We start from the raw sequence: 25,042 nt of genomic DNA, 5'->3' as shown, positions 1-25,042 counted from the left end.
ACCGGCTGGCTTTTCTATAACAATGCCTGGTATTATTTTGAAGAAAAGGAAGGCAGTGAACAGGGAAAGATGAGCCTTGGCTGGAAGGAGATTCGCGGCTTCTGGTATTACTTCAGTGAAGAGGTCGGTGCGGAAAATGGCAAGATGCGTACCGGTTGGCAGGAGCTTAAAGGTAAGTGGTACTATCTGAACCCTCAGGCCGGAGCGGATAACGGAAAGATGCTTTTCAATACCAAGGTTGAGGGTTATCCCCTTGGCCCGGATGGTGCTTGGCAGACAGCGTAGGCAGATTATGAAAATCCTTATTGCTATAGATTCCTTTAAAGGAAGCCTCTCCTCTAAAGAAGCGGGCGAGGCCATAAAAAGCGGTATTTTACGGGTAGTTCCTGATGCTGATGTTGCAATTTCTCCTCTGGCAGACGGAGGGGAAGGCACCGTAGAAACGCTGGTAGATGCTTTAGGGGGAAGCTTGGAAACAGTCCGGGTAAAAGGGCCGTTGTTTCAAGAGGTGGAAGCTCATTATGGTATTATAACAGAGTTAGAGAAATCCCAGGCGGAAACAGAATCGAATACCCACCGGGAAACACTGACTAAAATCTACTCTAAGACACACTCGGACACATATCCGAAAACAAAATTTTCCCCAAATGATGGGAAGCTTGCCGTTATGGAAATGTCTCAAGCTTCCGGCATTACCTTACTCTCTCCGGCGGAAAGAAATCCGCTGAAGACTAGTAGTTACGGCGTTGGGCAAATGATTTTAGATGCCTATCACAAGGGATGTCATCGCTTTTTAATCGGCATCGGCGGTTCCGCCACAAATGACGGTGGAATCGGAATGTTAAGCGCCCTGGGCTTTCGTTTTACGAAGGAAGACGGAGAAGAAATTCTCCCTATCGGAGAAGGACTGAAAGACTTAACTAGGATAGAAAATACTTCTGTACCGGAGGGTTTATTACAGTGCTCCTTTCAGATTGCCTGCGATGTGGAAAATCCTCTTTATGGGGAAAATGGATCCAGCCTTATCTTTGGCTTTCAAAAGGGCGGAAACAAGGAAATGCTTTCCCAAATGGATCTTTGGATGAAGCATTATAGTGAGCTTGTAAAAGAATATAACCCTGCTGCCAATTCGGAAGCTCCCGGATCCGGAGCTGCGGGAGGCCTGGGCTTTGCCTTTCGCAGTTTTCTTCAGGGAGAATTAAAGTCCGGCGTTTCCTTGATTTTGGAAGAAACCAAGCTTTCCGAGAAGATGCAGGGAGCCGATTTAGTGATTACGGGAGAAGGAAGGCTGGACGAACAATCCGCCATGGGAAAGGCACCAATCGGTGTAGCAAAGCTGGCTAAAGAACAGGGAATTCCGGTGATAGCCTTTGCAGGAGCCGTTACAGAAGGAGCAAAAGCCTGCAACCAAGCCGGAATCGACGCCTACTTCCCCATCCTAAGAGAAATCATTACTTTAGAAGACGCCATAAAAAAAGAAACTGCCAAGATGAACTTGGCAGATACTGTGGAACAGGTGATGCGGCTCTACCGCCTACAGCATAAAAAGTAATAAAGAAAAGTGGCTGTAAACATCAAAATATAGAAATTTTCGGCAATATAGGTCTGAATGAGGGGTAGTCTGAGCCCATCGGTACTTACTGAAAGCGAGTGAAGCGAAGCTTGAAGTTAGTACCGCTATGTGGCGAAGCTAGCGAGAGCGTGCCCCAAGTTCAGACCTATATTGCTTAGAAAATCTATTTTGATTTTACAGCCACTTTTTACTTTTTATGGAATCTTAGCGTGCCCCGATTCCAAAGCTGTCCTGCGAAAAGCGCTTAAAGTCAGCTGACTCTTCACAGTTCTCTATTTAAACTATTTCTTTTTCGGCATGGAATGTACCGCTTCTCCGAATACATCCTCCAAAGCCTCTCCCACTCCCTCATTATAAGTTGGGTGAGCTCTCATAGCCTTCAGCAGCTGCTCAACGGTAAAGCCGTTTGCCACAGCATTGCCAAACTCTCCAATCATATCGGTTGCTCTTGCGCACATCATTTGCACACCTACAACCGCATGACTCTTGCTGTCGGACAGAATCTTGATAAATCCGCGCTCTTCCTTGGAAATCATGGATTTTCCGTTTCCGCTCATCATGAACTTACCCACATTGATTTCTAAGCCCTGCTCCTTGGCGATAGCCTCGGTAATTCCAACGGAGGCGATTTCCGGTGAGGTGTAAACGCAACCGGGCACCACATTTAAATCAATGCTTCTCTTGTGTCCCGCCAGCTCCTCCAGGAGGCAAATGCCCTGTGCGGAAGCAAGGTGGGCAAGCTGTAAGCCCTTAATCAGGTCTCCGATGGCATAAACATTGTCCATGGAGGTCTTAAAGTGCTCGTCTACCACTACTCGGCCTCTCTCCATTTCCAGTTCAACCCCTTCTCCGAAGAGTCCCTGGGTATTGGGCACACGGCCCACTGCACAAAGCACATACTGAGATGTTACTTTTACCGGCTCATCCTTCTCGGTATAGAAGCAGGAAACGCCCTCTGCTTCCTTTTCCACCTTCTCTACCTTAACGGAGGTATGGATATCGATGCCTCTCTTCTTTAAAATCAGCTTCAAATTCTGAGAAATATCCTTATCCATGTTGGCCAGAATACTGGGCAGAGCCTCCAGAATGGTAACCTTGGTTCCTAAGGAGGCGAAAATGGAAGCAAACTCCACACCGATTACTCCTCCGCCAATGATGCTTAAGCTCTTGGGTACTTCCTGTAATTGGAAGAGCTCATCACTGGTTAATACTCCTTCACTATCCAGTCCCGGAATCGGTACTAAGGCAGGCTTGGATCCAACAGCCAAAATCACATGCTTCGCCTGATAATTTCCTGCTCCTTCTCCACCGCTTACGGTAACGGAACCGTCTTTCTCTAAAGTTCCCAGCCCCTTCAGGTAATCGATGCCGTTGGACTTAAAGAGCTGCTCCACTCCGCCTACCAGCTTATCGATAATGTCCTGCTTATATTCCAAAATCTTGCCGTAGTCATAGGAAATATTCTCGGCAAAAATACCGTACTCCTTTGCATTTTGCATTTCTCTGTAAAGCTCAGTGGCATGAACCATGGCCTTTGTAGGAATACAGCCTCTGTTTAAGCAGGTTCCTCCCACTCTATCCTTCTCTACCACAGCTGTCTTAAAGCCCAGCTTTGCAGACTTTAATGCCGCTACATATCCGCCGGGACCGGCTCCTATGATAATCACATCATAATTCATATCTTTTATTCTCCCTACTATTCAATGTTTTCGCTTTTTTAGCAAGGAGAGCTGTTACATAAAGACTTTTCCTAAGAAGAGAGGGGACATTCGCTACCCCAAGGAAGCTTTATTCCCCCTCTCCTTAATCTTTATATAACAGCTCTCTGAAAATCTACTTTATTTTACTTCCACTCATAACGAAGTACCGGCTCTCTTGCTGCCTTTACTTCATCCAATCTTCCTACCGGAGTAGTTACAGGAGCATCATGAAGCGCCTGGGGATTGGTCTGAGCTTCCTCATAAAGCTTTCTGAAAACAGCTACAGCATCGTCCAAAGTTTCCTTGGACTCTGTCTCTGTAGGCTCAATCATCAAAGCTTCATGAACGATAAGCGGGAAGTACATTGTGGGCGGATGCATTCCGTTATCCAACAGAGCTTTGGCAATGTCCATTGCAGAAACCCCTGTCTTTTGCTTAAGATCCTCTAAGCTCATAACGAACTCATGCATACAAATCTGATCATAAGCCATGGTATAGAGATCCTTCAGCTTATTCATCATGTAGTTGGCATTCAGCACCGCATTCTTACTAGCCTGTGGAATTCCTTCTTTTCCTAAGGTCTTAATATAGGTTAATGCCCTAACCACTACCAGGAAGTTTCCGTAGAAGGCCTTCATGTCTCCGATAGACTGTGGAGCCTTCACAAACTTCTTCACTTCATCTCCGTCTACCAGATATCCGGGCATGAAATCAGCAAGAAGCTTCTTGCATCCTACAACTCCGCTTCCGGGTCCTCCGCCACCGTGCGGTGTGGAGAAGGTCTTATGAAGATTCAAGTGAATAACGTCAAAGCCCATGTCTCCGGGACGAACAACGCCCATGATAGCGTTTAAGTTCGCACCGTCATAATAGTTTAATCCGCCGCAATCATGGATTAACTTGGTAATCTCTAAGATATTTTCATCGAAAATACCTACGGTATTGGGGTTGGTCAGCATCAAGCCGGCAACATCATCCCCTAAAACTGCCTTGAATTTCTCCATATCTACACAGCCGTGCTCATTGGAAGGAATGGTTACCACCTTGTAGCCTGCCATGGTAGCGGTTGCGGGATTGGTTCCGTGAGCCGCATCGGGAATAATAATCTTGTTTCTGTTAAAATCCCCTCTGCTCTCATGGTAAGCCTTAATCAGCATGATTCCGGTAAACTCACCGTGAGCACCTGCTGCAGGCTGAACCGTTAAACGATCCATACCGGTTACTTCACAAAGAAGCGTTTCAATCTCCTGGATTACGGAAAGGCAACCCTGTACGGTATGCTCCGGCTGCAAGGGATGAACCTCTGCAAAACCGGGTAAAGCTGCCATATCATCATTAATCTTCGGATTGTACTTCATGGTGCAGGAACCTAAAGGATAGAAGCCGTCATTTACACCTCTACACTTTTTAGCAAGCTCTGTGTAATGTCTGCTGATTTCTGTCTCTGACAGCTCCGGCAAATGTAATTCAGCCTTTCTTTGATCCTTTGCAGGAACATCTACCACTTCCACATCACAGGGAGGGAACAAACTGCAATGTCTGCCGGATTTGCTTTTCTCGAAAATAAGCATTACTTCACCTCCTTTAAGATTTCTACTACACGGTCCATAGAAGCCTTATCATTAACTTCCGTACAGCACCAGAGAATTCTCTTATCATCCAGAGGATATCCGCCAAGGATGCCTTCCTTCTCTAAAGCCTCTAATGCCTTTGCGGAAGAAACGGAAGACTCTGTTACGAATTCATTGAAGAAATCTGCCTTATACTGTGGCTTAAAGCCGATCTTTTCTAATTCCTTTGCCAGATAATGCGCCTTGGAAGTGGAAAGACTTGCCGCCTCCTTTAAGCCTTCCTTACCAACTGCTGCAAGGTAAACACCTACAGCTAAAGCACAAAGTGCCTGATTAGAACATACGTTACTGGAAGCCTTTTCTCTACGGATATGCTGCTCTCTGGCCTGCAGAGTCAATACATAACCGGTTCTTCCCTGATGATCCTCTGTAGCTCCTACGATTCTTCCGGGAAGATTTCTCTTCATCGCATCAGTGGATGCCATGAATCCAAGGTAAGGTCCTCCGAAAGCAATGGGAAGTCCTAAAGGCTGTCCGTCACCGACCGCAACATCCGCTCCATACTCCCTGGGAGTCTTAAGAACACCAAGAGAAATGGGATTTACGCTCATAGCAAACTTTGCCCCTACCTCATGAGCAATCTCTCCAATCTTCTCTGCATCTTCCAGATTGCCGTAGAAATTCGGATGCTGGATGAAAACTACAGCAGATTCCGCATCTGCCTTAGCCTTCAAAGCCTCCACGTCTGTCACACCGTCCTTCTCCGGAATAATCTCTACTTGCATACCATTACCATGACAATAGGTCTTGATGGTTGAAATCGTGTCCGGATGCATCAGAGCGGAAATCAAAGCCTTGCTTCTCTTTCTCTCTCTGCACATTGCTACTGCCTCAGCCGCAGCCTCAGCCCCGTCATAAACGGAAGCATTGGATACGTCCATGCCGGTCAAGTCGCAGATCATGGTCTGATATTCAAAAATAGATTGTAAAATACCTTGGCTGGTCTCTGCCTGATACGGGGTATATGCCGTCAAGAAATTCTCTTTACCAATCACGCTCTTTACAATAGAGGGAATAAAATGACGGTATGCTCCGGCACCTCTGAAGATAACCGGGAACACTACGTTTTTGTCCGCCAATGCAGACATATCTCTACGTACTTCCAACTCGGATAAACCGGCAGGAATAGAAAGCTCGCCTTTTAATTTTACTTCCTGTGGAATATCTCTAAACAGATCATCAAAGGAAGAAAAACCGCTTTCCTGCAGCATCGCCTTCTGCTCCGCGTCGGTATTGGGAATGTATTTTCCCATAAGTCCACCACCTTTCTTTCGGATAGTTTCTTCTCTTTAGAGGATAGAACTCCTTTTTCCCATTCTATCCTCTTCGTCGGAAGAATCCTCATGCTATCTCTTTACAGTGTCTTTAAGAACTCCTCATACTCTTCTGCGGAAAGAAGCTCTTCCTTCTCTGTAACATCCTTTACCTTTACGAACCAAGCCTCGTAGGGAGAGCTGTTGATGCTTTCGGGAGCATCCAAAACAGCCTCATTGATTGCACTAACCACACCGGTTAATGGAGACAATACATCGGAAACAGCCTTTACAGACTCAACATCGGAGAAAGCCTCTCCCTTAGTTACACTGTCCCCTTCTTCAGGAAGATTTACAAAAACCAAATCTCCTAACTCGGACTGGGCATAGTCTGTGATTCCTACCACGAACTCTCCGCCTTCTTCCTTAACCCACTCGTGATCCTTGGAATAAAGTAATCCCTTCTGAACTGCCATCTTTTTTTCCTCCTTAAAATAAGTAGTGTTGATTAAACCGTTTTCTTTATAAAATAGATCTTCCCGGAAGAAAATCTGATTTTAAAAATTTGCCTTTCTTCGAGTATTGCCCCTAAAGCCTGCAATCTCTCTTGAAAAATGTTTTGCTTTTATTTCTCTCTCTTGTAGAAGGGAAGCGCTACCACTTCTACATCCACCTTACGTCCCCGAACGTCTACCTGAAGCTGAGTACCGACCTCTGCATACTTGGGATCGATTAATGCCATTCCTACCGGATAGTTTAAGAATGGGCAGTGGGTTCCGGAGGTGGTGTGACCAATCATCTGATCTCCCGCCAAAACGTCCTGATGCTCGCGGATAATACCTCTGCCGGTAACCTTCAGGCCGACTCTCTTAATCTTCGGCTCTCCTTTAGCTTCAATAGCAGCCTTTCCGATAAAATCAGGCTTATCCATCTTTACCGCAAACTTTAATCCGGTCTCAAGGGGAGTGATTTCATCGTCCATCTCATGACCGTAGAGAGGCATAGCCGCTTCCATACGAAGGGTATCTCTGGCACCAAGTCCGCAGGGAATCAGTCCCTCTTCTTTTCCTGCCGCCAAAAGCTTATCCCACATTTCCTCCGCCTTGCTGCTGTCCAGATACAGCTCTACACCGTCTTCTCCGGTATAACCGGTCTTGGAAACAATACAGGGAATACCGTCAACCGTAGCATTAAATACGGCATGGTAATATTTCTGAGGAATATTTTCTTCGGAGGTCAGCTTTCTGATAATATCCATAGCCTTAGGGCCTTGAAGGGCAATCTGGGCATAATCATCGGATACATTGGTGAATTCCACATCCCCGAACTTATGCTGTACCATCCAGTTAAAGTCCTTCTCACGGTTGGCAGCATTTACAACGATAAAGTAGTCGTTATCCCCTTTCTTGTAAACGATTAAATCGTCTACCACACCGCCGTTTTCATTACACATCAGGCTGTATCTTGCCTGTCCGTCCACCATGTTCTCAAAATTGTTGGTTAAAATCTTCTGAAGATTTGCCAATGCATCCTTTCCTTTGCAAAGTACCTCGCCCATGTGGGACACGTCGAAAAGTCCGGCTTCGGTTCGAACAGCCATGTGTTCCTTGATGACTCCACTCTGCTCATACTGAACAGGAAGAAGAAATCCGGCGAAAGGAACAATCTTTCCACCTGCCTTCACATGTGCTTCATACAACGGTGTCTTTAATTCCATAAACTGCCTCCTTTGTTTTATGGTGATTTTATCATCATGCTTTTTCCCCATCGCCTGACCCCTAATATCAGAACATTCGGGCAAAAAGTAATTACTCTATAACTCATTATAAAAAAAATTTTTTTCTTTTTCAATGTGTAAAAAAATAAAAATATATGGGTTTTCTCCGGTTCAACCGGCCTGCTTGTCCGTCAAAGCCCTTTAGGCCAGCATATCCGCAATCTCAGACACGGAAATCCGATAAAGCTTTCCCTCCAAGCCTCTTTCCGTAAGACCCTTTAAAAGGGAATCCCGGTCAAAAGCCAGTCCTACAAAGGCTTTACTGATTTCCTCCGGATCCAGGGTACTGAAAAAATCTCCGCTAATAGAAGCTTCCTGTATTTTGCCCTTTTGAATCTCTAAGGAAAAATGCATCTTCCCCCCCGGGAAGCGTCCAATCTTTTCCATATTGAACTTCGGATTCTTTCCGTACAGACTGTCCCAGTTTTGAAAATGAGTCTTGGCCAGTTCCTTAACTCTCAGAATTTCTTCCTTGGAAAGCTCCAGGCGATTGGCTTTATTCTCTTCTCCCAAAATAGCGGAAACCATCAGTTCCTTAAAGTCCTCCGGGGAAATCTTCTCCTGTAAATGGTCAGAGATGTTACAAACTCTCTCACGCACCGACTGGATACTTTTGGAAATAATCTTGTACTCATCCACCCTGGTGGAATTCACCATCTTCTCGATATCCGTGGAAAAAAGCAGGGATCCGTGATGGACAATGCTTTCCCCAAGATGATACTGGGCATTGCCGGAAAACTTGCGTCCTTCGATACAAAGGTCATTTCTACCGTTAAACTCCGCCTTTACGGAAAGCTTTGCCAGGGCGTCCAGAACCGGGCTTAGATATTTCTTAAACTCTATCCCCTCTTCTTTATAGCGGTCAATGAAGGTAAACTGCCATCCTCCCGGGTCCGTGTAAATGGTGCCGCCGCCGCTCATCCTCCTAACCAGATTCATCTTCTGCTCTCTGGCGTAGGGAAGATTCACTTCCTCCGCCAGGTTTTGGTATTTGCCCAGCATCAGGGTAGGGGTGGTTCTCCAGAAAAGAAAAACCGTATCTTCCAAGTTCTTTTCTTTGGCTAAGTAATATTCCAAACCAAAGTTTTCATAAACATCCGTGGACTCTAAATCAATATAAACCATGCACGTCCTCCAAAGCTTCCCAAGCTCTGTAGGAGCTTCTGGCTAAGGGAGCGGAGGCAACGTGGTGAAAGCCCTTTAAAAGAGCATTCTTCTTATAGCGAGCGAAGTCCTCCGGTGTGGCATATCTGGCCAAGGGGTAATGTTCCTTGGTGGGTTGCAGATATTGTCCGATGGTTAAGATATCACAGCCGGTTTCCAGCACATCATCCATCAGCCTGTCAATCTGCTCTTCCGTCTCTCCAAGCCCTACCATAAAGCCGGTCTTTACCCGGATATCCGGGGAATGTTGCTTGCAGTAGCGAAGCACCCCTAGAGATCTTTCATAAGCCGCCTGGGGCCGAACTGCCTTCTGTAATTCCTTTACCGTCTCCACATTGTGATTCAGTACCTCCGGCTTGGCCTCCAGAACAATGTCTAAGGACTCTGTCCTTCCCTTCATATCCGAAATCAGAGTTTCAATGGTAGTGCCGGGGCAAAGCTCCCGAATCGCCCGAATGGTCTTGGCAAACTGCAAGGCGCCTCCATCCTCCAAGTCATCTCTGGTGGAGCAGGTCAAAACCACATGCTTCAGATGTAGCTGCTTTGCCGCCTTAGCCACATTCATAGGCTCTTCTTCGTCCACTGCCTCCGGTCTTCCACAGCTTACATTACAAAAGCGACAATTTCTGGTGCAAACGCTTCCCAAAATCATAAAGGTTGCCGTGTGCTTCCTGTAGCACTCTCCCATATTGGGACAGTTGGCTTCCTTACAAACGGTATTCAAGCGAAGATCCTTCATCAGGGCTGCCACCTCTTCGGTAGCCTCCTGATTGTATCGAACCTTCAGCCAGTCCGGCTTCTTCCCTAAAGAAGGAGGGGCAGCCTGTAAATCCTCCGCTTTCTCCAATGTCTTCTCCATATCTTGCTCCCTATCTTGCCTTACACTGTCTCTTCAATCAAAGCGACCTTCTCTAATACCCCTACCGTATCGCCTTCTTCGCAGCACTGCTCTACCAGGGTGCCCTCGAAGCCGGATTCCACTTGGGTAACCACCTTGTCAGTTTCAATCTCGAAAATCGGTTCACCCTTCTTTACCGAATCTCCAACTTCCTTCAACCAGGCACAAACCACTGCCTCCTGCATCTCCGGTCTTAACTTCGGAATCACAATTTCTTTCTTCATCTTCTACTCCTTCTATAATGCAAGTCCTATTAAGACTTCTCTGACTTCCTTACTATCCTGTGGCTTAAGTCTTTCCGCCAAATCGGAAAACTTTTCTTCAAAAAGCTCTAAAGAAAATGACTGTCCTTGGAAAAGTGCTCTGACTTCCTCTTCCGAAAAATAAGGGGATTGGATTGTAAAATCTTCGATTCTTCCCTTCCGGGCCTGATAGCTTATCCGGATTTTTTCTCCCTGGAAAATACCTTCCTTCTCAAAAGAGAAATGGGGGGTTTTTCCAAAGGTCCATTCCCAAGAATGGTATTTTTCCCGGCAAATCCTCTCTACCTCCGCCTTTTCCGCCTCCGTAAGCACCAATTCTTCCGGCTTAGCTCCCATGGCCTCCCTTAAAGCTTCCATAAAGCTTTCTATGGGAGGAAGTTCCGTAAAGGGACAGCCTTCCTTTCCCAAGCCTTCCCAGCTTTCGCTAATATTACAAACCTTGCAAATCGCTGAGGGAGAAGCCTTCGACTGAATATGAATGCTTTTATTCTTGGTGGTAATCTCATCCAAAAGACTTAAGTCCGATGCATAGAGTAGAGTCCCATGGTGTAAAACCCGTTCTCCGGTGACCTTCTGGGCACTGCCGGAAATCTTCCTTCCTCCTATGGCGATGTCCGAGCATCTGTTCTTCTCCGCCATAATCCCAAGCCCTCGTAAAGCCGTAATCACCGGAAGGAGAAAATCGTCATACTCTAAAATCTTGTTTCGTTTCTTCATGAGGCTGTAATTCACATTGCCCAAGTCATGATAAACCGTACCTCCGCCGCTGCTTCTTCGAACAACGGGAATTCCTCTTTCTTTCAGACGGCGCAAATTCACTTCCTGACTGATGTTTTGGTAACAGCCCACAATAACCGCCGGAGTATTCCGCCAAAGAAGAAAAATATCCCGCTCCGTTCTATTCTGAAAAAGATATTCTTCCAAGGCCTGATTATAGAAGGGGTCCAAGGAGGGATTTATAATTCCAATCATAGGCTCAGCTCTTTCTATTCCGAAAATTCTTTCTATTTTTTCGGAAAAACAGTGAGATTTTTCCTCTACAATATTCATTATAATCATTATTTATAAAATGTCGATATAATAGCGCTAGAATTTATAAATAATAACAGTATTTAAGAGGAAAACTTGTCTATTTTGACCATATTTTCCTCTTAAATACTGTTGTATACTTTTATTTTTGTTTAATTATTAACAAATTCGGCTTTTTACAAAAGAAAGCAAAGCTTCTCTATCATTTTCCGAAGGATTCAGCATCACATAATCCAAAGCCTGATGCAAAAGTTCTCCCATAGCCGGCCCGGCTTGCACTCCTATAGACAGTAAATCTTTTCCCTTAATTGCCAGATTGGAAAGGGTATAGCAATCCCCCTCCTCCTGAATCTTTTGAAGCCATGAACGTCGAAGCTGCACCTGCTCCGCCATAGCCTTTCCCGGGGTATTGGAAACATTTTCCAATAGGAGCGCCTTGGTATCATAAAAGTCCTGAATCAGTTCAAGTCCGTACCGAGAAAGCCGTTTCCGAAGGGCATAGGGAGAATCCGCCTCTTCCAAAGAAAAGAGCTCCACAAAGGCGGAAGCCTGATCAATACATTCCCGATCCAGCTTCAGCTCTTCCAAAATTTCCTTGGCATATTCCGGCAGGTGCCTTAGCAGAAGGCCCAAGCGCAGATACTTCTTAGCTTTGGCATTTCCTAAAAGAAAAGGAATTCCCCGCTTCTCGATTTCCGAAAAATGCTGTGTCACAAAGTCGGAAAGGCCGGTAGAAAATAGCAGCTTCACCCGCTCCGGATGAGGGCTACATAAAAGCTTCACCAGCTCCACCGCAATCCGTTCCTTGGAAACCTTTCCGAGGTTTTCCCGAAGAACCAGCATGGCCTGAAGGCAGTCCTCTTCTATCTGAAAATCCAGCTGGGCGGAAAAACGGATTCCCCGCATCATACGAAGGGCGTCCTCCGTAAAACGTTCCTCTGCCCTTCCCACGGTGCGAATCCTTTTATTTTCCAGGTCTTCCTGTCCATGATAACAGTCAATGATGCCCCTATCCATGTGGTAGGCCATGGCATTGATGGTAAAATCCCTTCTGGCCAGATCCTCTTCCAGGCTTCCGGTAAAGGACACTGCCTTAGGGTGCCGTCCATCCTCGTAAATGCCGTCCACCCGATAGGTGGTTACCTCAAAGGCTCTGTCTCCCTCTCCGGCTTCCTGGGCGCTAAGCAGAACCGTCACCGTTCCATGCTCAATTCCCGTATCAATGGTACGCAAAAAAAGGGATTTTACGACCTCCGGTTTGGCAGAAGTCGTAATATCCCAGTCTTCAGGTTCTCGTCCCAAAAGGGCGTCCCGAACACATCCTCCGACAGCGTAGGCTTCGTAGCCTGCCTGCTCAATCTGTCGAATAATGAGTTCTACCCCTTTGGGAACGGTGATTTGTATTGCTTTCGGATCTTTCATCCATTTTCCTTTTTTAATAAGCTCTTCCCCAGTAAACCATCTTTGTAGCAGGCTTTCCGCATACCACGCAGGTATCGGCAATCTTTTCCTGCTTTGCAGGGATACAACGGGAAGTGATACCGGAATACTCCTTAAGCTTCTCCTCGCACTCTCTGCAACCGCACCACATAGCGCGAACAAATCCGGGCTTCTTATCCAGGGAGGCTACCAATTCATCCAAGCTCTTGGCATCGGTGGTTCTTTCCTTCTGGAAAGTTAATGCTCTATTATACATATCCTTCTGAATCTGCTCCAAAAGCTTCTTGCTTTCTTCCACAAGATTCTCAAAGGATACCACAATCTTCTCTCTGGTGTCTCTTCTTACCAGTACTACCTGTCCCGCTTCGATATCCTTCGGTCCGATTTCCAGACGAAGAGGAATTCCTCTTACTTCACTGTCCGCAAACTTAAATCCGGGGGTCTTATCGGAATCATCCACCTTCACCCGAAGTCCTGCATCCTTTAAGCTGTTCATCAAACCAAAGGCCTTGTCCAGTACCCCTTCCTTATTCTGCTGGATAGGAATGATATTTACCTGTACAGGAGCAATACGAGGAGGAAGAACCAATCCGGAATCGTCCCCGTGAACCATGATTAAAGCACCGATGGTTCTTGTGGTAATTCCCCAAGAGGTCTGGTGTACCGGCTCAACGGTATTGTTCTTGCTTAAATACTGCACCTGGAATGCCTTGGCAAAGCCGTCTCCAAAGTTGTGGGAGGTAGCACACTGTAAGGCCTGTCCGTCATGCATCAAAGCCTCTACCGTATAGGTGGCAATCGCACCGGCAAACTTCTCCTTATCGGTCTTACGACCCTTCACTACAGGAATCGCCAATTCATTTTCCAAAACATCCGCATAGATGTCCAGCATTAAAAGGGTTCTCTCTTCCGCTTCCTCTGCCGTAGCATGAACGGTATGTCCCTCCTGCCATAAGAACTCTCTGGTTCTTAAGAAAGGTCTGGTGGTCTTCTCCCAACGTACTACGGAACACCACTGGTTCAGAAGCTGAGGAAGGTCACGATAGGACTTTACCACCTTGGAATAATAGTCACAGAAAAGTACCTCGGAGGTAGGACGAACACAAAGTCTTTCCTCCAGTCTCTTGGAACCGCCGGAGGTAACCCATGCTACTTCAGGGGCAAAACCTTCCACATGCTCACTCTCTTTTTCTAATAAGGACTGGGGGATTAAAAGCGGCATAGAACAGTTTTGTACACCTGTAGCTTTAAAACGGGAATCCAGAGCCGCCATGATATTCTCCCAGATAGCATAGCCTGCGGGTCGAATAACCATGAAGCCCTTTACAGAAGAATAATCTGTAAGCTCCGCTTTTTTTACTACGTCCGTATACCACTGCGCAAAGTCTTCCTCACGGGAAGTAATTTGCTCTACTAATTTCTTGTCTGCCATAACTGTTTCCCCCTTTTTGGATATTGTTAAAAAACTATCCTTTGATTTTACATGATGAATTTTGGATTTGCAATCTTTATTCCCTATAAAATATTTTATCTATAGAAGAAGAAAATAGAGGTACGCTCTGAACCGACCTCACTCCTGTGAAGGGAAGGACTGTAACCATTGAAGAAACAAGCGCTAATGCAGAATGGGTCTGTATTCGGGGCACGCTCCCACTAACCTCGCCTTCGTAACAGTACTAACTTCAAGCTTCGCTTTGGCTCGCTTTCAGTAAGTACTGACGGGCTCAGATTGCCCCTCTTACAGACCCATTCTGCAATCGCTTCATCTATTGATTTTTACAGTCCTTCACTTCACCGGCTTTCGGCAAGCTCTGTAAAATCAAATCAGCTCATTTTCAAATCTACATTACTGAATTTACTTTAAGATAAATCCATACTTTACAGGATCTTCTTCATCAATCACAAAGTGGTTGAAGCCGGTAATCCATGCGGAACCGGTAATCTGAGGAATAACCGCATCGTAATCTCCCACCTTGGTGGTTCCTACGATTTCTCCCTCGAAAATGGTACCCAGGATGGACTCATAGAAGAACTTATCTCCCTGCTTTAACTCGCCCTTTGCGAAAAGAGTAGCCAGCTTTGCACTGGTTCCTGTTCCACAAGGAGAACGGTCTACCTGTCCCTGTCCGAATACTACGCAGTTCTTTAAGGTCGCGCCCTTGGTCTCTGTTGTAGACCACCATTCTACTAAGTCTACGGTATGGATATGGGAAAGCAATGGATGCTGTACAGGAATCTCCTTGTTGATGATGTCTCTTAGCTGGATTCCTAAAGCGTTCAGCTTATCTGCATTTTCCGGCTTAATCTCTACACCGATCTGGTCTACCTTCACGATAGCGAAGAAGGATCCGCCGAAGGAAATATCAAACTTAATCTTGCCGTAACCCGGAAGCTCTACCTCCTGATCCCTCTTGTATAAGAAAGCGGGAACGTTCTGGAAGCTTACCTTCTTAGCCTTGCCGTCCACAACAGTAACTTCACCGTGGATAATTCCTGCAGGAGCCTCTTGTACAATCTTGGTAATCGGCTCTGTTACAGGAACGATACCGGTCTCTACTGCAACGGTCATAGCACCGATGGTTCCATGTCCGCACATGTTCAGGTATCCGCCGCCATCCATAAAGATAATACCGTAATCGGCCTCATCCACTGTAGGCTGTGTCAAAATGGAACCGAACATATCGTTGTGTCCTCTCGGCTCCAGCATAATAGCGGTACGAAGATAATCCATATTGTCCTCAAGCCACTGCTTCTTCTCAGGCATAGTCTTTCCGGGGATTTTAGGGACTCCACCTACTACGATTCTGGTAGCCTCACCGGCTGTGTGGGAATCAACTGCGTGAATACTCTTGCTGAATTTCATGATGCTTACCTCCATAGTTTATTTTTATAAAGGAAAAGTCGCCCCATAAGACGACTTTTCCGATTCTGAACAAGTAATAGTTCAATCCTGCGTCATCTTCTGTGTTCTTTATGCCGCCTGCTTCTTTTCCTTGCTTAAGGAATAGAACATGGTTGCTGCGGTGTAGAACATAACGCAGATAACGATAATCTTTAAAATGTGAGAGGGTAATCCTAATGCTACTCTGGTTGCTACAAATACACCCAAAGAGCCGAAAATGGTTCCCCACAAAGCTACCTTTCTATTGTAGCTGCCTTCCTTTACGAAACGAACGGAAGCAACCGGCATAAGGTATGCGCAGGATCCCATCATGATGGGGAAGGCAACCTTCGGGTCCATACCCAATACGCAAACCAGGGCAAGACAAGGTGCATATAAGCCAACTCCGGCAGTCATAACTGCGCCTAAGAAGAAGTTAATTACGATAGCAACAATAAGCTTTATTCCGCTGAGTCCGATGGCGGTTCCTTCTACGGGGATAACATTCGCCACCTGTAAAATGATGACGAAACCGATTACTACCATGGCAACACCCATAACCAGCTGAATCATCTGCTTGGAAAGCTTGGAAATAATTCCTGCACCAATCCATGCACCGACCATAGCCGCAAGCAGCATGGTAACCAATGTGATAGGCTCTACTTCCACTCCCTGAATAAAGAGGAAGGCCTCCATAACGACAGGAATAGTACAAGCTACATTCAAGGTGCCGGGAATCAGCTTGTCATCCACCTGCTTTAAGCCCTTGTAAAGGGAAGCGCCCGGAGCGAAGGATCCGATACCGAATACGTCGAAGAAGTTAATTCCAAAACCGATAGCACTGCTAACCGCGGTATTGCTTTCCTTCTCCATGCTATCCTTATGCGCCAGTAAATCCTTTACAAATGCGACTAAAAAAATAAGCGCTAAAATGCCCAGTATCACGAGCAAGCCTACAGTAACCATTTGTTGAGCATTCATATCTTTCTCTCCCCCTTGCAAAATCTTTCACAAAAGAGACTCCTGCCGTTCTCATTCATTGTGAAATAATTCCCAATTGTTCTTTTCCTCATTTTAAGACGAAAATGCTACTTCGTCAATTCCTATTGAGAAGCGGTATAAGCAAAAATTTTTTAAAAACTTTTATAATTTTTATAAAAATTTTTATTCTTAACGAGTATCGCACGCGTAGTGTGCGATATCTCGTTTGTTCTTATCTTCGATAAGCCCGTTTCACATAGTCCAATCTGGCGCTGAGATTCTCCAGCATGGCATCCAGCACAGTTAAAGCCGTCATGGCTTCCACCACCACATTGGCCCGCTCCACCACCGTAGGATCGTGACGTCCCTTGATGGCGATGGTAATTTCTTCTCCCGCTTCATTTACCGTTTGCTGGGGCTTGGAAATGGAAGGTGTGGGCTTAAAGCCGGCTCTGATACGAATGGTGCTTCCGTCACTCATTCCCCCCAGAATGCCGCCGCTATGGTTGCTGCCCTTTCGTAAGCTTCCCATAAAGGACTTAGAGCCTTCCGCCATAGAAATAGAATGGCTTCCCCGCTCTTCCGAATCGTAATTTTGCTCTTTTGATTCACAGTCGTTCTCTTCCATAAGGAAAAATGCATCGTTGTTCTCGGAGCCAAGGCTCTTGGACACTTCGATGCCGTCTCCGATTTCCACCGACTTTACCGCACCGATGGACATCACGGCCTTTGCCAGGGAGGCATCCAGCTTATCAAAAACCGGCTCCCCGATGCCGGCAGGAAGACCTTCCACCAGACATTCCACAATACCTCCGGCAGAATCCCCCTGCTCCCTTAAGGAGAGAATCTTCTGTTCCGCCAAAAGCTCCGCCTTCTGCCGATCTTCTGTCAGGGAAATGCCGGCAAGCTCGATGACCTTGGCCCGGACGGAAACCCCCAGCTCCAAAAGCATTTTCTTGGCAATGGCTCCCGCCGCCACTCTGGCAATGGTTTCCCTTCCGGAGGAACGACCTCCCCCCCGATAATCCCGAAAACCGTATTTGGCAAAAAAGCCGTAATCCGCATGGCCCGGGCGAAAGGCATGGGCAATTTCCCCGTAATCCTTGGAGCGCTGATCCTCGTTCCACACGACCATGGCAATGGACGTACCGGTGGTTTTTCCCTCAAAAATACCGGAAAGAATCTCTACCTTGTCCCCTTCCTTCCTCTGAGTCATCTTCAGATTCTTCCCCGGACGGCGCCGTTCCAGCATTTCCTGAATATCCTCTTCCGACAGGGAAAGCCCTGCGGGGCAGCCGTCTACAACCACCCCCAGGGCCTTACCGTGGGATTCGCCAAAGGTACTGATATGAAATATTTTTCCAAACTGACTTCCCGCCATTCCTTACCCCCGACACTCTACCATACAGATGCTGTTTGGTTCATCCACTTCCAGCTCTCTTGCACACATGGTTAAAAGTCCCTGCTCATAATCAATGTTGAAAAAGGTAATGGTACCGCTTTCATTGTTGGCTACCGCAAGGTGCTTTTCATCCGGGAAAATGCAGAAGTCCTTAGGATATTCGCCGGCGATAGGAAGGCTTCCCTTCATGGTTAAAAGCCCTGTCGCTTTATCTCTGTCATAGATGGTGATGGTATTAATTCCCGCATTGGACACAAAAAGATGAGAAGCATCCGGATCCGGAGAAAAACGCATCTGGCAAGCGGCGATTAAGGGGTTATTTTCCTTATCGTTATGGGTGGAAATGGTCTGCAGCTTCTCCAGCTTCACCTCCGAGTCCTTCTCTCCCTCGGAAAAATGATACACATCCACCACATTTTTTAATTCATACAAAAGATAGAGGTAATTCCTGTCCGGGCAGAAACGGAAATGTCTTGGACCGGATTGCAGTTCGCATCGCAAAGTATCCACCTGTCGCATCTTCCGATCCGCCTTGTCGAAGCGAAATATTTTCACCTGATCAATTCCTAAATCCGCCACCAAAATAAACTTCTGGTCATCCGTCATACGGGAGCAGGAAACATGGGGGCGGAAGGTACGCTCCGCCACGGAACCGATGCCCTGGTCATAAACGCCGTCCACAATCGGGCCTACAGAGCCGTCCGCTTCCAAAGAAAGCAGGGTGGACTTTCCGTCATGATAGCCGGACACCATCAGGTACTCCCCCTTCTTATCTACGGCAAGATGGCAACCGCGCATTCCACGGATATTTCTGGTATTTAACTTGCTCAGGTTTCCGTTATCCAAAATGCGGAAGGAAACAATTCCCTCATCCGCAATGGAATAGAGGGTTCTTTTATCGGGAGAAACCGCCACATAGGAGGAGTTGTTTACTTCCACCTCTGTTCTTTTTTCAAATCTTCCCTTTTCCATATCCACATCACAGATGGTTATGCCCTTGGCAGAGCCGGTGTATGAATAAGAACCGATATATGCTACATATTTTGAGCGCATTTTTCTTCCCCCTTTTGCCATGGTCTTCCCGGATGAATCCAGGCTTTTTCCTTTTGCTTTTTTTCCTTTCGAAAGTCTCTCTGTCCGTTTATTTCTTCACTCTCGAAAAATTTTTAACGTTAATTATTTTAGCAAAAAATTTTCCGAATAAAAAGCTTTTCTAAAATTTCTAAGAATAGAAAAATCCCCTCCCTATGGACTTTCTCCATAAAGAGGGGTTCTGTCAGATTTTTTTCAAATAGGGTTTAGGACACTTTGATTTTCTTCCAACGGTCATTGTACTTGGCTTCGTCCTGTTCTCCCAAATAGCTGAAGACCTCTCCCTTTTTCAAAACCTCCGCCATATCCGGAAATACCGCTTTATTTTCCGTATATTCCGGCGAAAGAAGCTTCAAGGCGCCTACGTTTGGGGTGGTATAGGTAATGTACTCGAAATTCTTCGCCGCAATATCCGGACGGCAGAGGAAATTAATCCATTTTTCCGCATTTTCCTTATGCTTGGCGTTCTTGGGAATTACCCAACCGTCTACCCACAGGTTGGTGCCTTCCTCCGGAATCACATAGTCCACTTCCACGTCCGTGCCTTCCAGCTCTCCCTGCACATAAAGGATTTCTCCGGAGTAAATGACGCCTACCGCCGCCTCTTCTCCGATCATCTTGTCTCTGACCTGATCCACCACATAAGCCTGTACCAAGGGCTTCTGGGCAATCAAATCCTTCATGGCCTCATCTAACTCCTTGTCATCCACGGTATTCATGGAATGGCCTTCCTTCTTCAGCGCCACCATAAAGGCATCCCGTACGGAGTCCTGCATCAGGATTTCTCCCTTCAGCTTCGGGTTCCAAAGATCCGCCCATTTGGTGGGGTAGGGCACGCCCAGCTCATCCAGCATTCTTTTGTTATAAAGAATGCCTACGGTTCCCGTGGTATAGGGTACCATGTAACGATTTCCCGGATCGAACTCCGCACACATTTCCATATATTCTTTTCCGATTTCCTTGATATTGGGAATGTTCTTAAAGTCGATTTCCGCCAAAAGATGGTTCTGCATCATCTTCTCAATCATGTAATCCGAGGGGCAAACCGCATCATACAGCACGCCTCCCGCCTCGATGACGGGATACATTTCCTCGTTGGTTTCAAACATATCGTAAACCACTTTGATGCCGGTTTCCTGCTGAAATTCCGTAATCACCTCCGGGTCGATATACTCTCCCCAGTTATAGACATTGACTACATTGTCATCCGGACTTTCTGTGGACTCATTACTCTTTTGTCCACAGGATGCAAAAAGTAAAGCGCCGAGCAAAATCGTAAAGCCTGCTGCCATAGGCAGAAAAAGCTTTCTTAGCTTCTGTTGTGCGGCCTTACTTATAAGATTTCCTGCACGCTCTCCCGAATTGCTCCAAAGATTCTTTTCAGAATTCTTTTCAGAATTTTTCCTCATGCCTTTTCCTCCTTTCTTCCCATAAAGCTCGGGGCAAAATTAGCGATTAAAAGGATGATAAAGACCGTAACGAAAATCAAGGTGGAAAGGGCATACATACTGGGGTTGATTCCCTTTCTGACCTCCGCATACACCAGGGTGGAAATGGTGTTGATTCCCGCACCTCTGGTAAAGTGGGTAATGATAAAGTCGTCCAGACTCATGGTAAATGCCAGCAAGAAGCCGGACAAAACTCCCGGCATAATATCCGGAAGCACCACCTTGAAAAAGGCGTAGAGGGGCTTTGCCCCAAGGTCCAATGCCGCCTCATAGCTCACCTCCGAGCTCTGCCGAAGCTTGGGCAAAACGGACAAAAGCACATAGGGCAGATTAAAGGTAATATGGGAAATCAAAATGGTCTTAAAGCCCAGGCTGATTTTAAAGGCAATAAAGCAAAGCATCAAAGAGATACCGGTTACGATATCCGCATTCAGCATAGGCACATTGCTGACACCGATAATCAGACTTCTGGGAAGCACCTTCATTTTCCGAAGAGCCACCGCCGCCATGGTACCGAGAATCGTAGCAATAAAGGCGGACAAAAAGGCAATCACAAGGGTATTTTGCAAAGCCTGCATAATATCCTCATTTTGAAACATCTCCACATACCAGCGAAGACTGAAGCCGGTAAAATGGGCTCTGCTCTTTCCCGCATTAAAGGACAGGGCGGTAAGCATGAAGATGGGTGCGTAGAGAAAAAGCACCACCAATCCCAGATAGGCATTTTCCAAAATACGAACAGATTTCTTTTCCATTAGAAAATCGCCCCCTCTCCGTTGTCATAGCGGGACAGAATAGCCATGGATGCGATGATGAAGACCATTAAGATCATGGACAGTCCCGAACCCACATTCCAGTTGGAATTCACCGTAAATTCCTGCTCGATGACATTTCCGATAAGGAAAATCTTGCCCCCTCCGAGAATGTTGGAAATGGCAAAGGTGGTCAGTGCCGGCACAAAAACCATGGTCACGCCGGACACAATGCCGGGAATGGACAGGGGCAGAATCACCCGAAAGAGGGTGGTGAAAAAGCTGGCCCCAAGGTCGTAGGCGGCATTGATGGTATTGTCATCGATTTTGCTTAAAGTATTGTAAATGGGCAAAATCATAAAGGGCAGGAAATCGTAAACCATACCCAAAATAATGGCATAGGGGGTGTTGATTAGGCTCTGGGTAGGTAAATGCAGAGCTATCAAAATCTCATTCAGCACGCCCTTTCGCTCCAAAAGAGTCTGCCATGCCAGGATGCGGAGTAAGGAATTCATCCACATGGGCAGGATAAAGATAAAGGCCACAAAAGAACCCTTTCCCACCTTTTTGTTCCGAAGCGCCATGGCTAGCGGAAAGGCCAAAAAAAAGCATAAAAGGGTACTGCAAAGGGAAAGAAGCACCGCCAGATACAGGGGCTTGTAGTTCTCCCATAAAAAAATCTTTGTTAAATTATCTAAAGTAAATGCACCGGTCTTGTCTGTAAAGGCATAGTACCAAACCAAAAGTAAGGGTATCACAATAAATCCACCCATCCAGATCAGATAGGGGGCGGCCAGAAGCCTTGTTCCTTTATTCTTCAATGCCCAATGCCTCCTCGTCTTCAGACTCGGGCTTATTCATAATTTGAATATTGGAGGGGCGCACATAAATCCCCACCTTTTTCCCCGGCTCATGCATTTCCGTGGAGTGTACCAGCCACTCGAAGCCATCCTCCGTGGTACATTCCATCTCGTATATTTCTCCCTTGAAAATGATGTGGGTCATGGTTCCCTTCAGAATCGCACGATCGTCTCCCTCTTCCAGGATTTCCACGTCCTCCGGACGAATCACCACATCCACAGGGGTATTTTTTCCAAATCCCTCATCTATACAAGGGAAGTTGGCACCAAAAATACGCACCAAACGGTCCTCCAGCATTACGCCGGGGACAATGTTGGAGTCTCCGATAAAGTCAGCTACAAATGCATTTTCCGGTTCGTTATAGATTTGTTCCGGGCTTCCTGCTTGTTGAATATAACCCTGATTCATTACCACCACATAATCCGACATGGTCAAGGCCTCTTCCTGATCATGGGTGACATATATAAAGGTAATGCCCAATTCATTTTTCAAACGGATAAGCTCATATTGCATCTCCTGCCTAAGCTTTAAGTCTAAAGCCCCCAGGGGTTCGTCCAATAAAAGTACTCTGGGTTCATTCACTATGGCTCTGGCAATGGCGATTCTCTGTTGCTGTCCTCCCGATAGGGAATCCACAGAACGTTTCTCATAGCCTTGCAGATTCACCAGCTTTAAGGCGTATTGAATCTTCTCCCGAATATAGCTTTCCGACATCTTCTTAATCCGAAGACCGAAGGCAATATTCTCTGCAATATTCATGTGGGGAAACAGGGCGTACTTCTGGAATACCGTATTCAGCTGCCGCTTATTGGCCGGCAATCCGGTGATATCCTGTCCGTCAAATAAAACCTGTCCCTTGTCCGGCTGGGTAAAGCCTCCGATAATCCGTAATGTGGTGGTCTTTCCACATCCGGAGGGTCCCAGCAGGGTAACAAAGCTGTTCTCCCGAATAGATAAATTCAGATCATCTAAGATCAGCTCTCCGTCAAATGTCTTGGTAATTCCTTTTAAATCAATCAGCGTTTTTTCCAACTCATAAAAACCCCCTTCTTATTATTTTGCCCTTTTCTTTTTTCCAAAAAAAAAGCAACGTGTCCATTGTATCAAAAATGAACGCAAATACAAGAAATTTACGAAGGAAATTTCGTTAGACTTTAAAATGGAATTTTAGAAGCTTTATGAGCTTTATAAACTTGAGAAGTCTTAGGAGTTTAAGTCCTTTTAGGACTCGGACTCCATTTCATACAAGGTTACATAACCGCTCTTTGGCTTTGCCTGATTTTTCTCAGCTCCGGAAGGGCTCTCTGCAGGGAGCGGAATCTTTACAGTTTCTCCTGCCTCAGCGGAAATCCCCGACGAAGCTCCCGAAGGAGTTCCCGATGAAGTTCCCGTAGGCGCTCCCAAAGAAGCGCCGGATAGTGCCTCCGAAGAAAACAGCGGGGCGGTTTCCTGTCCTCTATAGTTGTCCTCCGGCATCAAAAGCTTGGCGGTAGCCTCTCCCTCCTGCTTCCAGGGAGCCTGCTCCGCCATTCTTCTCTTTTCTTCCTGCTTTTCTTCAGAACGCTTCCGAAGAAATTCCATATCGATTTTTCCCTGTAGGGAGAAGCCTTTTTTCTTTTGTTCCTCTCTCTTCCTTCTCAGGATTTGAATGTTCTTCTTCTGGCGACTTCCGCTTAAGTACAGGAAGACTCCGGGAATCCGAAAGAGTATGAAAAGAAGAATGCTGCAAAAAAGAAAGACAAAGCCCAGTATAAAAAACAGGCCGGAATATTGATCCACCGCTAACCATTTCATCCCTTATCTTCCTCCTGTGAAAAGACATTCTGAACGGCAATCTTCGCATCCATCAAGGTCTCCTCCAACGTTTTCTTCTTCTCCTCCGTAAGCTCACTGTTCACACTGATTTTCGGAAGCAGCATCTCTATACGAAGTAAAGCATCCTCCATGGCGGAACGAGTCACCTGATCCGCCCGCATCTTTCCGGCATACTGCTCTATGCTTTCCGCCATAAACTCCAGAAGCTCCAGACGAACCATTTCTCCCTCTTCTTCCTTTACCGCAACCTCCTGGAAGAGAGTTTGGAAATCTTCAAAGAGGGTTTTATACATGCCCTGATCGCTGGCCTCCACGATATTGGTGGCAATATCCCGATAAAAGCTTCCGATTCTTTCGTACACTAGGGCAATGCTCTTCTTGGAATCCCCATCCTCCAGATATTCCAAGGCATTGGCAAACCAGGGCGCTGCACTTTTCGCCCGCTCCATCCGTCCTGCATTGTCCTCCCCTTCATAGTAATACCAGAAGGCTTTTCCCAGCTGGAAGCAAATGTCTCCATACTCCTCGGGATGCTTTAAAAGAGCCGCCCTGTTTTTCCGTATCAGCTCCTCCAAGGTTCCCGCCTCTTCCCGGCTAAAGACCTGATCCGACTTGGCAGATTGAATAAAGCCCAGATAAGCCTCCTCTCTGCCCTCCATATCCGGCATATTGGCGGCTTCCAGATAGTTCTTCTCCTTCTCCGCCCCGTCCTGTTGCACCTCCGCATTTTGCAGGAGCATGGTATAGCGCTCCTCCTTCTGGCTCTGGGAAGACAGGAGGAAGCTGAAGCCCAGAGCAAAACAGATTCCGGATAGAAGCAGGGTGCTTAAAAAGAGACGAAATTTTCTTCTCTGCTTCTTATAATAGCGTTCATCACTTTCTTCCACGTGGGAAATGGCGTAAAGAAACTCCTCCGCGTTTTGATAACGCTGCTCCGGATCCTTCTCCGTGGCGCAGAGCAAAATGTTTTCCAGACCCTGAGAAAGATTGGGGTTAATGCTTCGAATAGGCTTGATTTCATAGGGGGGAAGGGAAGGATTATGCCCGGTTAAAAGATGATACAGGGTGGCTCCCAAGCCGTA

Annotated in this window: 22 protein-coding genes and 1 pseudogene; 2 read left to right on the top strand and 21 right to left on the bottom strand. The window is 46.4% G+C overall.

Annotation, left to right across the window (positions count from 1 at the left end; translation table 11 throughout):
• Positions 1-285: pseudogene (locus RYL27_RS05165) on the top strand (N-acetylmuramoyl-L-alanine amidase family protein); the annotation flags it as partial.
• A 7-nt stretch (positions 286-292) separates the two neighbouring features.
• A complete protein-coding gene (locus tag RYL27_RS05160; protein WP_314965712.1) occupies positions 293-1,552 on the top strand; it encodes a glycerate kinase in 1,260 nt (419 codons plus the stop codon).
• A gap of 302 nt (positions 1,553-1,854) precedes the next feature.
• Here the strand turns inward: RYL27_RS05160 and lpdA are convergent, their stop codons facing one another.
• From lpdA to RYL27_RS05055, 21 genes are all read right to left on the bottom strand, one after another.
• Positions 1,855-3,252, bottom strand: coding sequence for a dihydrolipoyl dehydrogenase (gene lpdA / locus RYL27_RS05155; protein ID WP_314965709.1), 1,398 nt, complete (start codon positions 3,250-3,252; stop codon positions 1,855-1,857).
• Positions 3,253-3,416: 164 nt separating this feature from the next.
• Positions 3,417-4,844 (bottom strand): aminomethyl-transferring glycine dehydrogenase subunit GcvPB, encoded by a 1,428-nt coding sequence (gcvPB, locus tag RYL27_RS05150; RefSeq protein ID WP_314965707.1) that lies wholly within the window; start codon positions 4,842-4,844, stop codon positions 3,417-3,419.
• Positions 4,844-6,157 (bottom strand): aminomethyl-transferring glycine dehydrogenase subunit GcvPA, encoded by a 1,314-nt coding sequence (gene gcvPA / locus RYL27_RS05145; RefSeq protein ID WP_314965705.1) that lies wholly within the window; start codon positions 6,155-6,157, stop codon positions 4,844-4,846. Before gcvPA ends, gcvPB begins: the two co-directional genes overlap by 1 nt.
• Before the next feature lie 101 nt (positions 6,158-6,258).
• Positions 6,259-6,633 (bottom strand): glycine cleavage system protein GcvH, encoded by a 375-nt coding sequence (gcvH, locus tag RYL27_RS05140; RefSeq protein ID WP_183684357.1) that lies wholly within the window; start codon positions 6,631-6,633, stop codon positions 6,259-6,261.
• 149 nt (positions 6,634-6,782) lie between these two features.
• Positions 6,783-7,874 (bottom strand): glycine cleavage system aminomethyltransferase GcvT, encoded by a 1,092-nt coding sequence (gene gcvT, locus RYL27_RS05135; protein WP_314965704.1) that lies wholly within the window; start codon positions 7,872-7,874, stop codon positions 6,783-6,785.
• Between the two features lie 201 nt (positions 7,875-8,075).
• Positions 8,076-9,059, bottom strand: coding sequence for a lipoate--protein ligase (locus RYL27_RS05130; RefSeq protein ID WP_314965703.1), 984 nt, complete (start codon positions 9,057-9,059; stop codon positions 8,076-8,078).
• Entirely contained in the window at positions 9,046-9,957 is a 912-nt protein-coding gene (gene lipA, locus RYL27_RS05125) for a lipoyl synthase (RefSeq protein WP_314328385.1), read from the bottom strand. Before lipA ends, RYL27_RS05130 begins: the two co-directional genes overlap by 14 nt.
• A 20-nt stretch (positions 9,958-9,977) precedes the next feature.
• Positions 9,978-10,220, bottom strand: a complete 243-nt coding sequence (locus RYL27_RS05120; RefSeq protein WP_314965700.1) for a biotin/lipoyl-containing protein — start codon at positions 10,218-10,220, stop codon at positions 9,978-9,980.
• Between the two features lie 12 nt (positions 10,221-10,232).
• Positions 10,233-11,231: a lipoate--protein ligase gene (locus RYL27_RS05115; protein WP_314965698.1), complete on the bottom strand. Its 999-nt coding sequence runs from the start codon at positions 11,229-11,231 to the stop codon at positions 10,233-10,235.
• A 216-nt stretch (positions 11,232-11,447) separates the two neighbouring features.
• Positions 11,448-12,710, bottom strand: a complete 1,263-nt coding sequence (locus tag RYL27_RS05110; protein ID WP_314965696.1) for a CCA tRNA nucleotidyltransferase — start codon at positions 12,708-12,710, stop codon at positions 11,448-11,450.
• 13 nt (positions 12,711-12,723) lie between these two features.
• Positions 12,724-14,160 carry a proline--tRNA ligase gene (gene proS, locus RYL27_RS05105; RefSeq protein ID WP_314965695.1) on the bottom strand — a complete coding sequence of 479 codons (1,437 nt, stop codon included), beginning with the start codon at positions 14,158-14,160 and terminating at the stop codon, positions 12,724-12,726.
• Positions 14,161-14,583: 423 nt separating this feature from the next.
• On the bottom strand, positions 14,584-15,591 hold the full coding sequence (locus RYL27_RS05100; protein ID WP_183684349.1) for a proline racemase: 1,008 nt from the start codon (positions 15,589-15,591) through the stop codon (positions 14,584-14,586).
• 108 nt (positions 15,592-15,699) lie between these two features.
• The gene (locus RYL27_RS05095) at positions 15,700-16,590 is read right to left on the bottom strand and encodes a sulfite exporter TauE/SafE family protein (RefSeq protein ID WP_314345589.1); all 891 of its coding nucleotides are present in this window, start codon (positions 16,588-16,590) and stop codon (positions 15,700-15,702) included.
• 232 nt (positions 16,591-16,822) lie between these two features.
• Positions 16,823-17,971, bottom strand: coding sequence for a chorismate synthase (gene aroC / locus RYL27_RS05090; RefSeq protein ID WP_314965692.1), 1,149 nt, complete (start codon positions 17,969-17,971; stop codon positions 16,823-16,825).
• A gap of 3 nt (positions 17,972-17,974) precedes the next feature.
• Complete coding sequence (locus RYL27_RS05085) at positions 17,975-19,045, bottom strand: lactonase family protein (protein WP_007158109.1); 1,071 nt, start codon at positions 19,043-19,045, stop codon at positions 17,975-17,977.
• A gap of 245 nt (positions 19,046-19,290) precedes the next feature.
• On the bottom strand, positions 19,291-20,376 hold the full coding sequence (locus RYL27_RS05080) for an ABC transporter substrate-binding protein (RefSeq protein ID WP_314965714.1): 1,086 nt from the start codon (positions 20,374-20,376) through the stop codon (positions 19,291-19,293).
• 113 nt (positions 20,377-20,489) lie between these two features.
• Positions 20,490-21,287: an ABC transporter permease gene (locus tag RYL27_RS05075; protein ID WP_007158112.1), complete on the bottom strand. Its 798-nt coding sequence runs from the start codon at positions 21,285-21,287 to the stop codon at positions 20,490-20,492.
• Complete coding sequence (locus RYL27_RS05070; RefSeq protein ID WP_314965690.1) at positions 21,287-22,105, bottom strand: ABC transporter permease; 819 nt, start codon at positions 22,103-22,105, stop codon at positions 21,287-21,289. Before RYL27_RS05070 ends, RYL27_RS05075 begins: the two co-directional genes overlap by 1 nt.
• On the bottom strand, positions 22,095-23,177 hold the full coding sequence (locus RYL27_RS05065) for an ABC transporter ATP-binding protein (protein WP_314965688.1): 1,083 nt from the start codon (positions 23,175-23,177) through the stop codon (positions 22,095-22,097). Before RYL27_RS05065 ends, RYL27_RS05070 begins: the two co-directional genes overlap by 11 nt.
• A 189-nt stretch (positions 23,178-23,366) precedes the next feature.
• Positions 23,367-23,939 carry a hypothetical protein gene (locus tag RYL27_RS05060; protein ID WP_314833345.1) on the bottom strand — a complete coding sequence of 191 codons (573 nt, stop codon included), beginning with the start codon at positions 23,937-23,939 and terminating at the stop codon, positions 23,367-23,369.
• The coding region (locus tag RYL27_RS05055; RefSeq protein WP_314965686.1) for a serine/threonine protein kinase at positions 23,936-25,042 on the bottom strand (1,107 nt) is incomplete at its 5' end. The genes RYL27_RS05060 and RYL27_RS05055, both read right to left, overlap by 4 nt.

Source organism: Oribacterium sinus (assembly GCF_963537195.1).
Lineage (GTDB): Bacteria > Bacillota > Clostridia > Lachnospirales > Lachnospiraceae > Oribacterium > Oribacterium sinus_A.
This window is presented reverse-complemented; position numbering and strand designations above follow the sequence as displayed.

What these genes read in the sequence shown, in the direction of transcription:
- RYL27_RS05160 (WP_314965712.1), top strand. Translation starts at nt 293, where the DNA reads ATGAAAATCCTTATTGCTATAGATTCCTTTAAAGGAAGCCTCTCCTCT.
- lipA (WP_314328385.1), bottom strand. Translation starts at nt 9,957, where the DNA reads ATGGAGAAGACATTGGAGAAAGCGGAGGATTTACAGGCTGCCCCTCCT.
- RYL27_RS05100 (WP_183684349.1), bottom strand. Translation starts at nt 15,591, where the DNA reads ATGAAATTCAGCAAGAGTATTCACGCAGTTGATTCCCACACAGCCGGT.
- RYL27_RS05120 (WP_314965700.1), bottom strand. Translation starts at nt 10,220, where the DNA reads ATGAAGAAAGAAATTGTGATTCCGAAGTTAAGACCGGAGATGCAGGAG.
- gcvH (WP_183684357.1), bottom strand. Translation starts at nt 6,633, where the DNA reads ATGGCAGTTCAGAAGGGATTACTTTATTCCAAGGATCACGAGTGGGTT.
- RYL27_RS05080 (WP_314965714.1), bottom strand. Translation starts at nt 20,376, where the DNA reads ATGGCAGCAGGCTTTACGATTTTGCTCGGCGCTTTACTTTTTGCATCC.
- proS (WP_314965695.1), bottom strand. Translation starts at nt 14,160, where the DNA reads ATGGCAGACAAGAAATTAGTAGAGCAAATTACTTCCCGTGAGGAAGAC.
- gcvT (WP_314965704.1), bottom strand. Translation starts at nt 7,874, where the DNA reads ATGGAATTAAAGACACCGTTGTATGAAGCACATGTGAAGGCAGGTGGA.
- gcvPB (WP_314965707.1), bottom strand. Translation starts at nt 4,844, where the DNA reads ATGCTTATTTTCGAGAAAAGCAAATCCGGCAGACATTGCAGTTTGTTC.
- lpdA (WP_314965709.1), bottom strand. Translation starts at nt 3,252, where the DNA reads ATGAATTATGATGTGATTATCATAGGAGCCGGTCCCGGCGGATATGTA.
- RYL27_RS05130 (WP_314965703.1), bottom strand. Translation starts at nt 9,059, where the DNA reads ATGGTTTATATTGATTTAGAGTCCACGGATGTTTATGAAAACTTTGGT.
- RYL27_RS05115 (WP_314965698.1), bottom strand. Translation starts at nt 11,231, where the DNA reads ATGATTGGAATTATAAATCCCTCCTTGGACCCCTTCTATAATCAGGCC.
- aroC (WP_314965692.1), bottom strand. Translation starts at nt 17,971, where the DNA reads ATGGCGGGAAGTCAGTTTGGAAAAATATTTCATATCAGTACCTTTGGC.
- gcvPA (WP_314965705.1), bottom strand. Translation starts at nt 6,157, where the DNA reads ATGGGAAAATACATTCCCAATACCGACGCGGAGCAGAAGGCGATGCTG.
- RYL27_RS05110 (WP_314965696.1), bottom strand. Translation starts at nt 12,710, where the DNA reads ATGAAAGATCCGAAAGCAATACAAATCACCGTTCCCAAAGGGGTAGAA.
- RYL27_RS05060 (WP_314833345.1), bottom strand. Translation starts at nt 23,939, where the DNA reads ATGAAATGGTTAGCGGTGGATCAATATTCCGGCCTGTTTTTTATACTG.
- RYL27_RS05095 (WP_314345589.1), bottom strand. Translation starts at nt 16,590, where the DNA reads ATGAATGCTCAACAAATGGTTACTGTAGGCTTGCTCGTGATACTGGGC.
- RYL27_RS05075 (WP_007158112.1), bottom strand. Translation starts at nt 21,287, where the DNA reads ATGGAAAAGAAATCTGTTCGTATTTTGGAAAATGCCTATCTGGGATTG.
- RYL27_RS05085 (WP_007158109.1), bottom strand. Translation starts at nt 19,045, where the DNA reads ATGCGCTCAAAATATGTAGCATATATCGGTTCTTATTCATACACCGGC.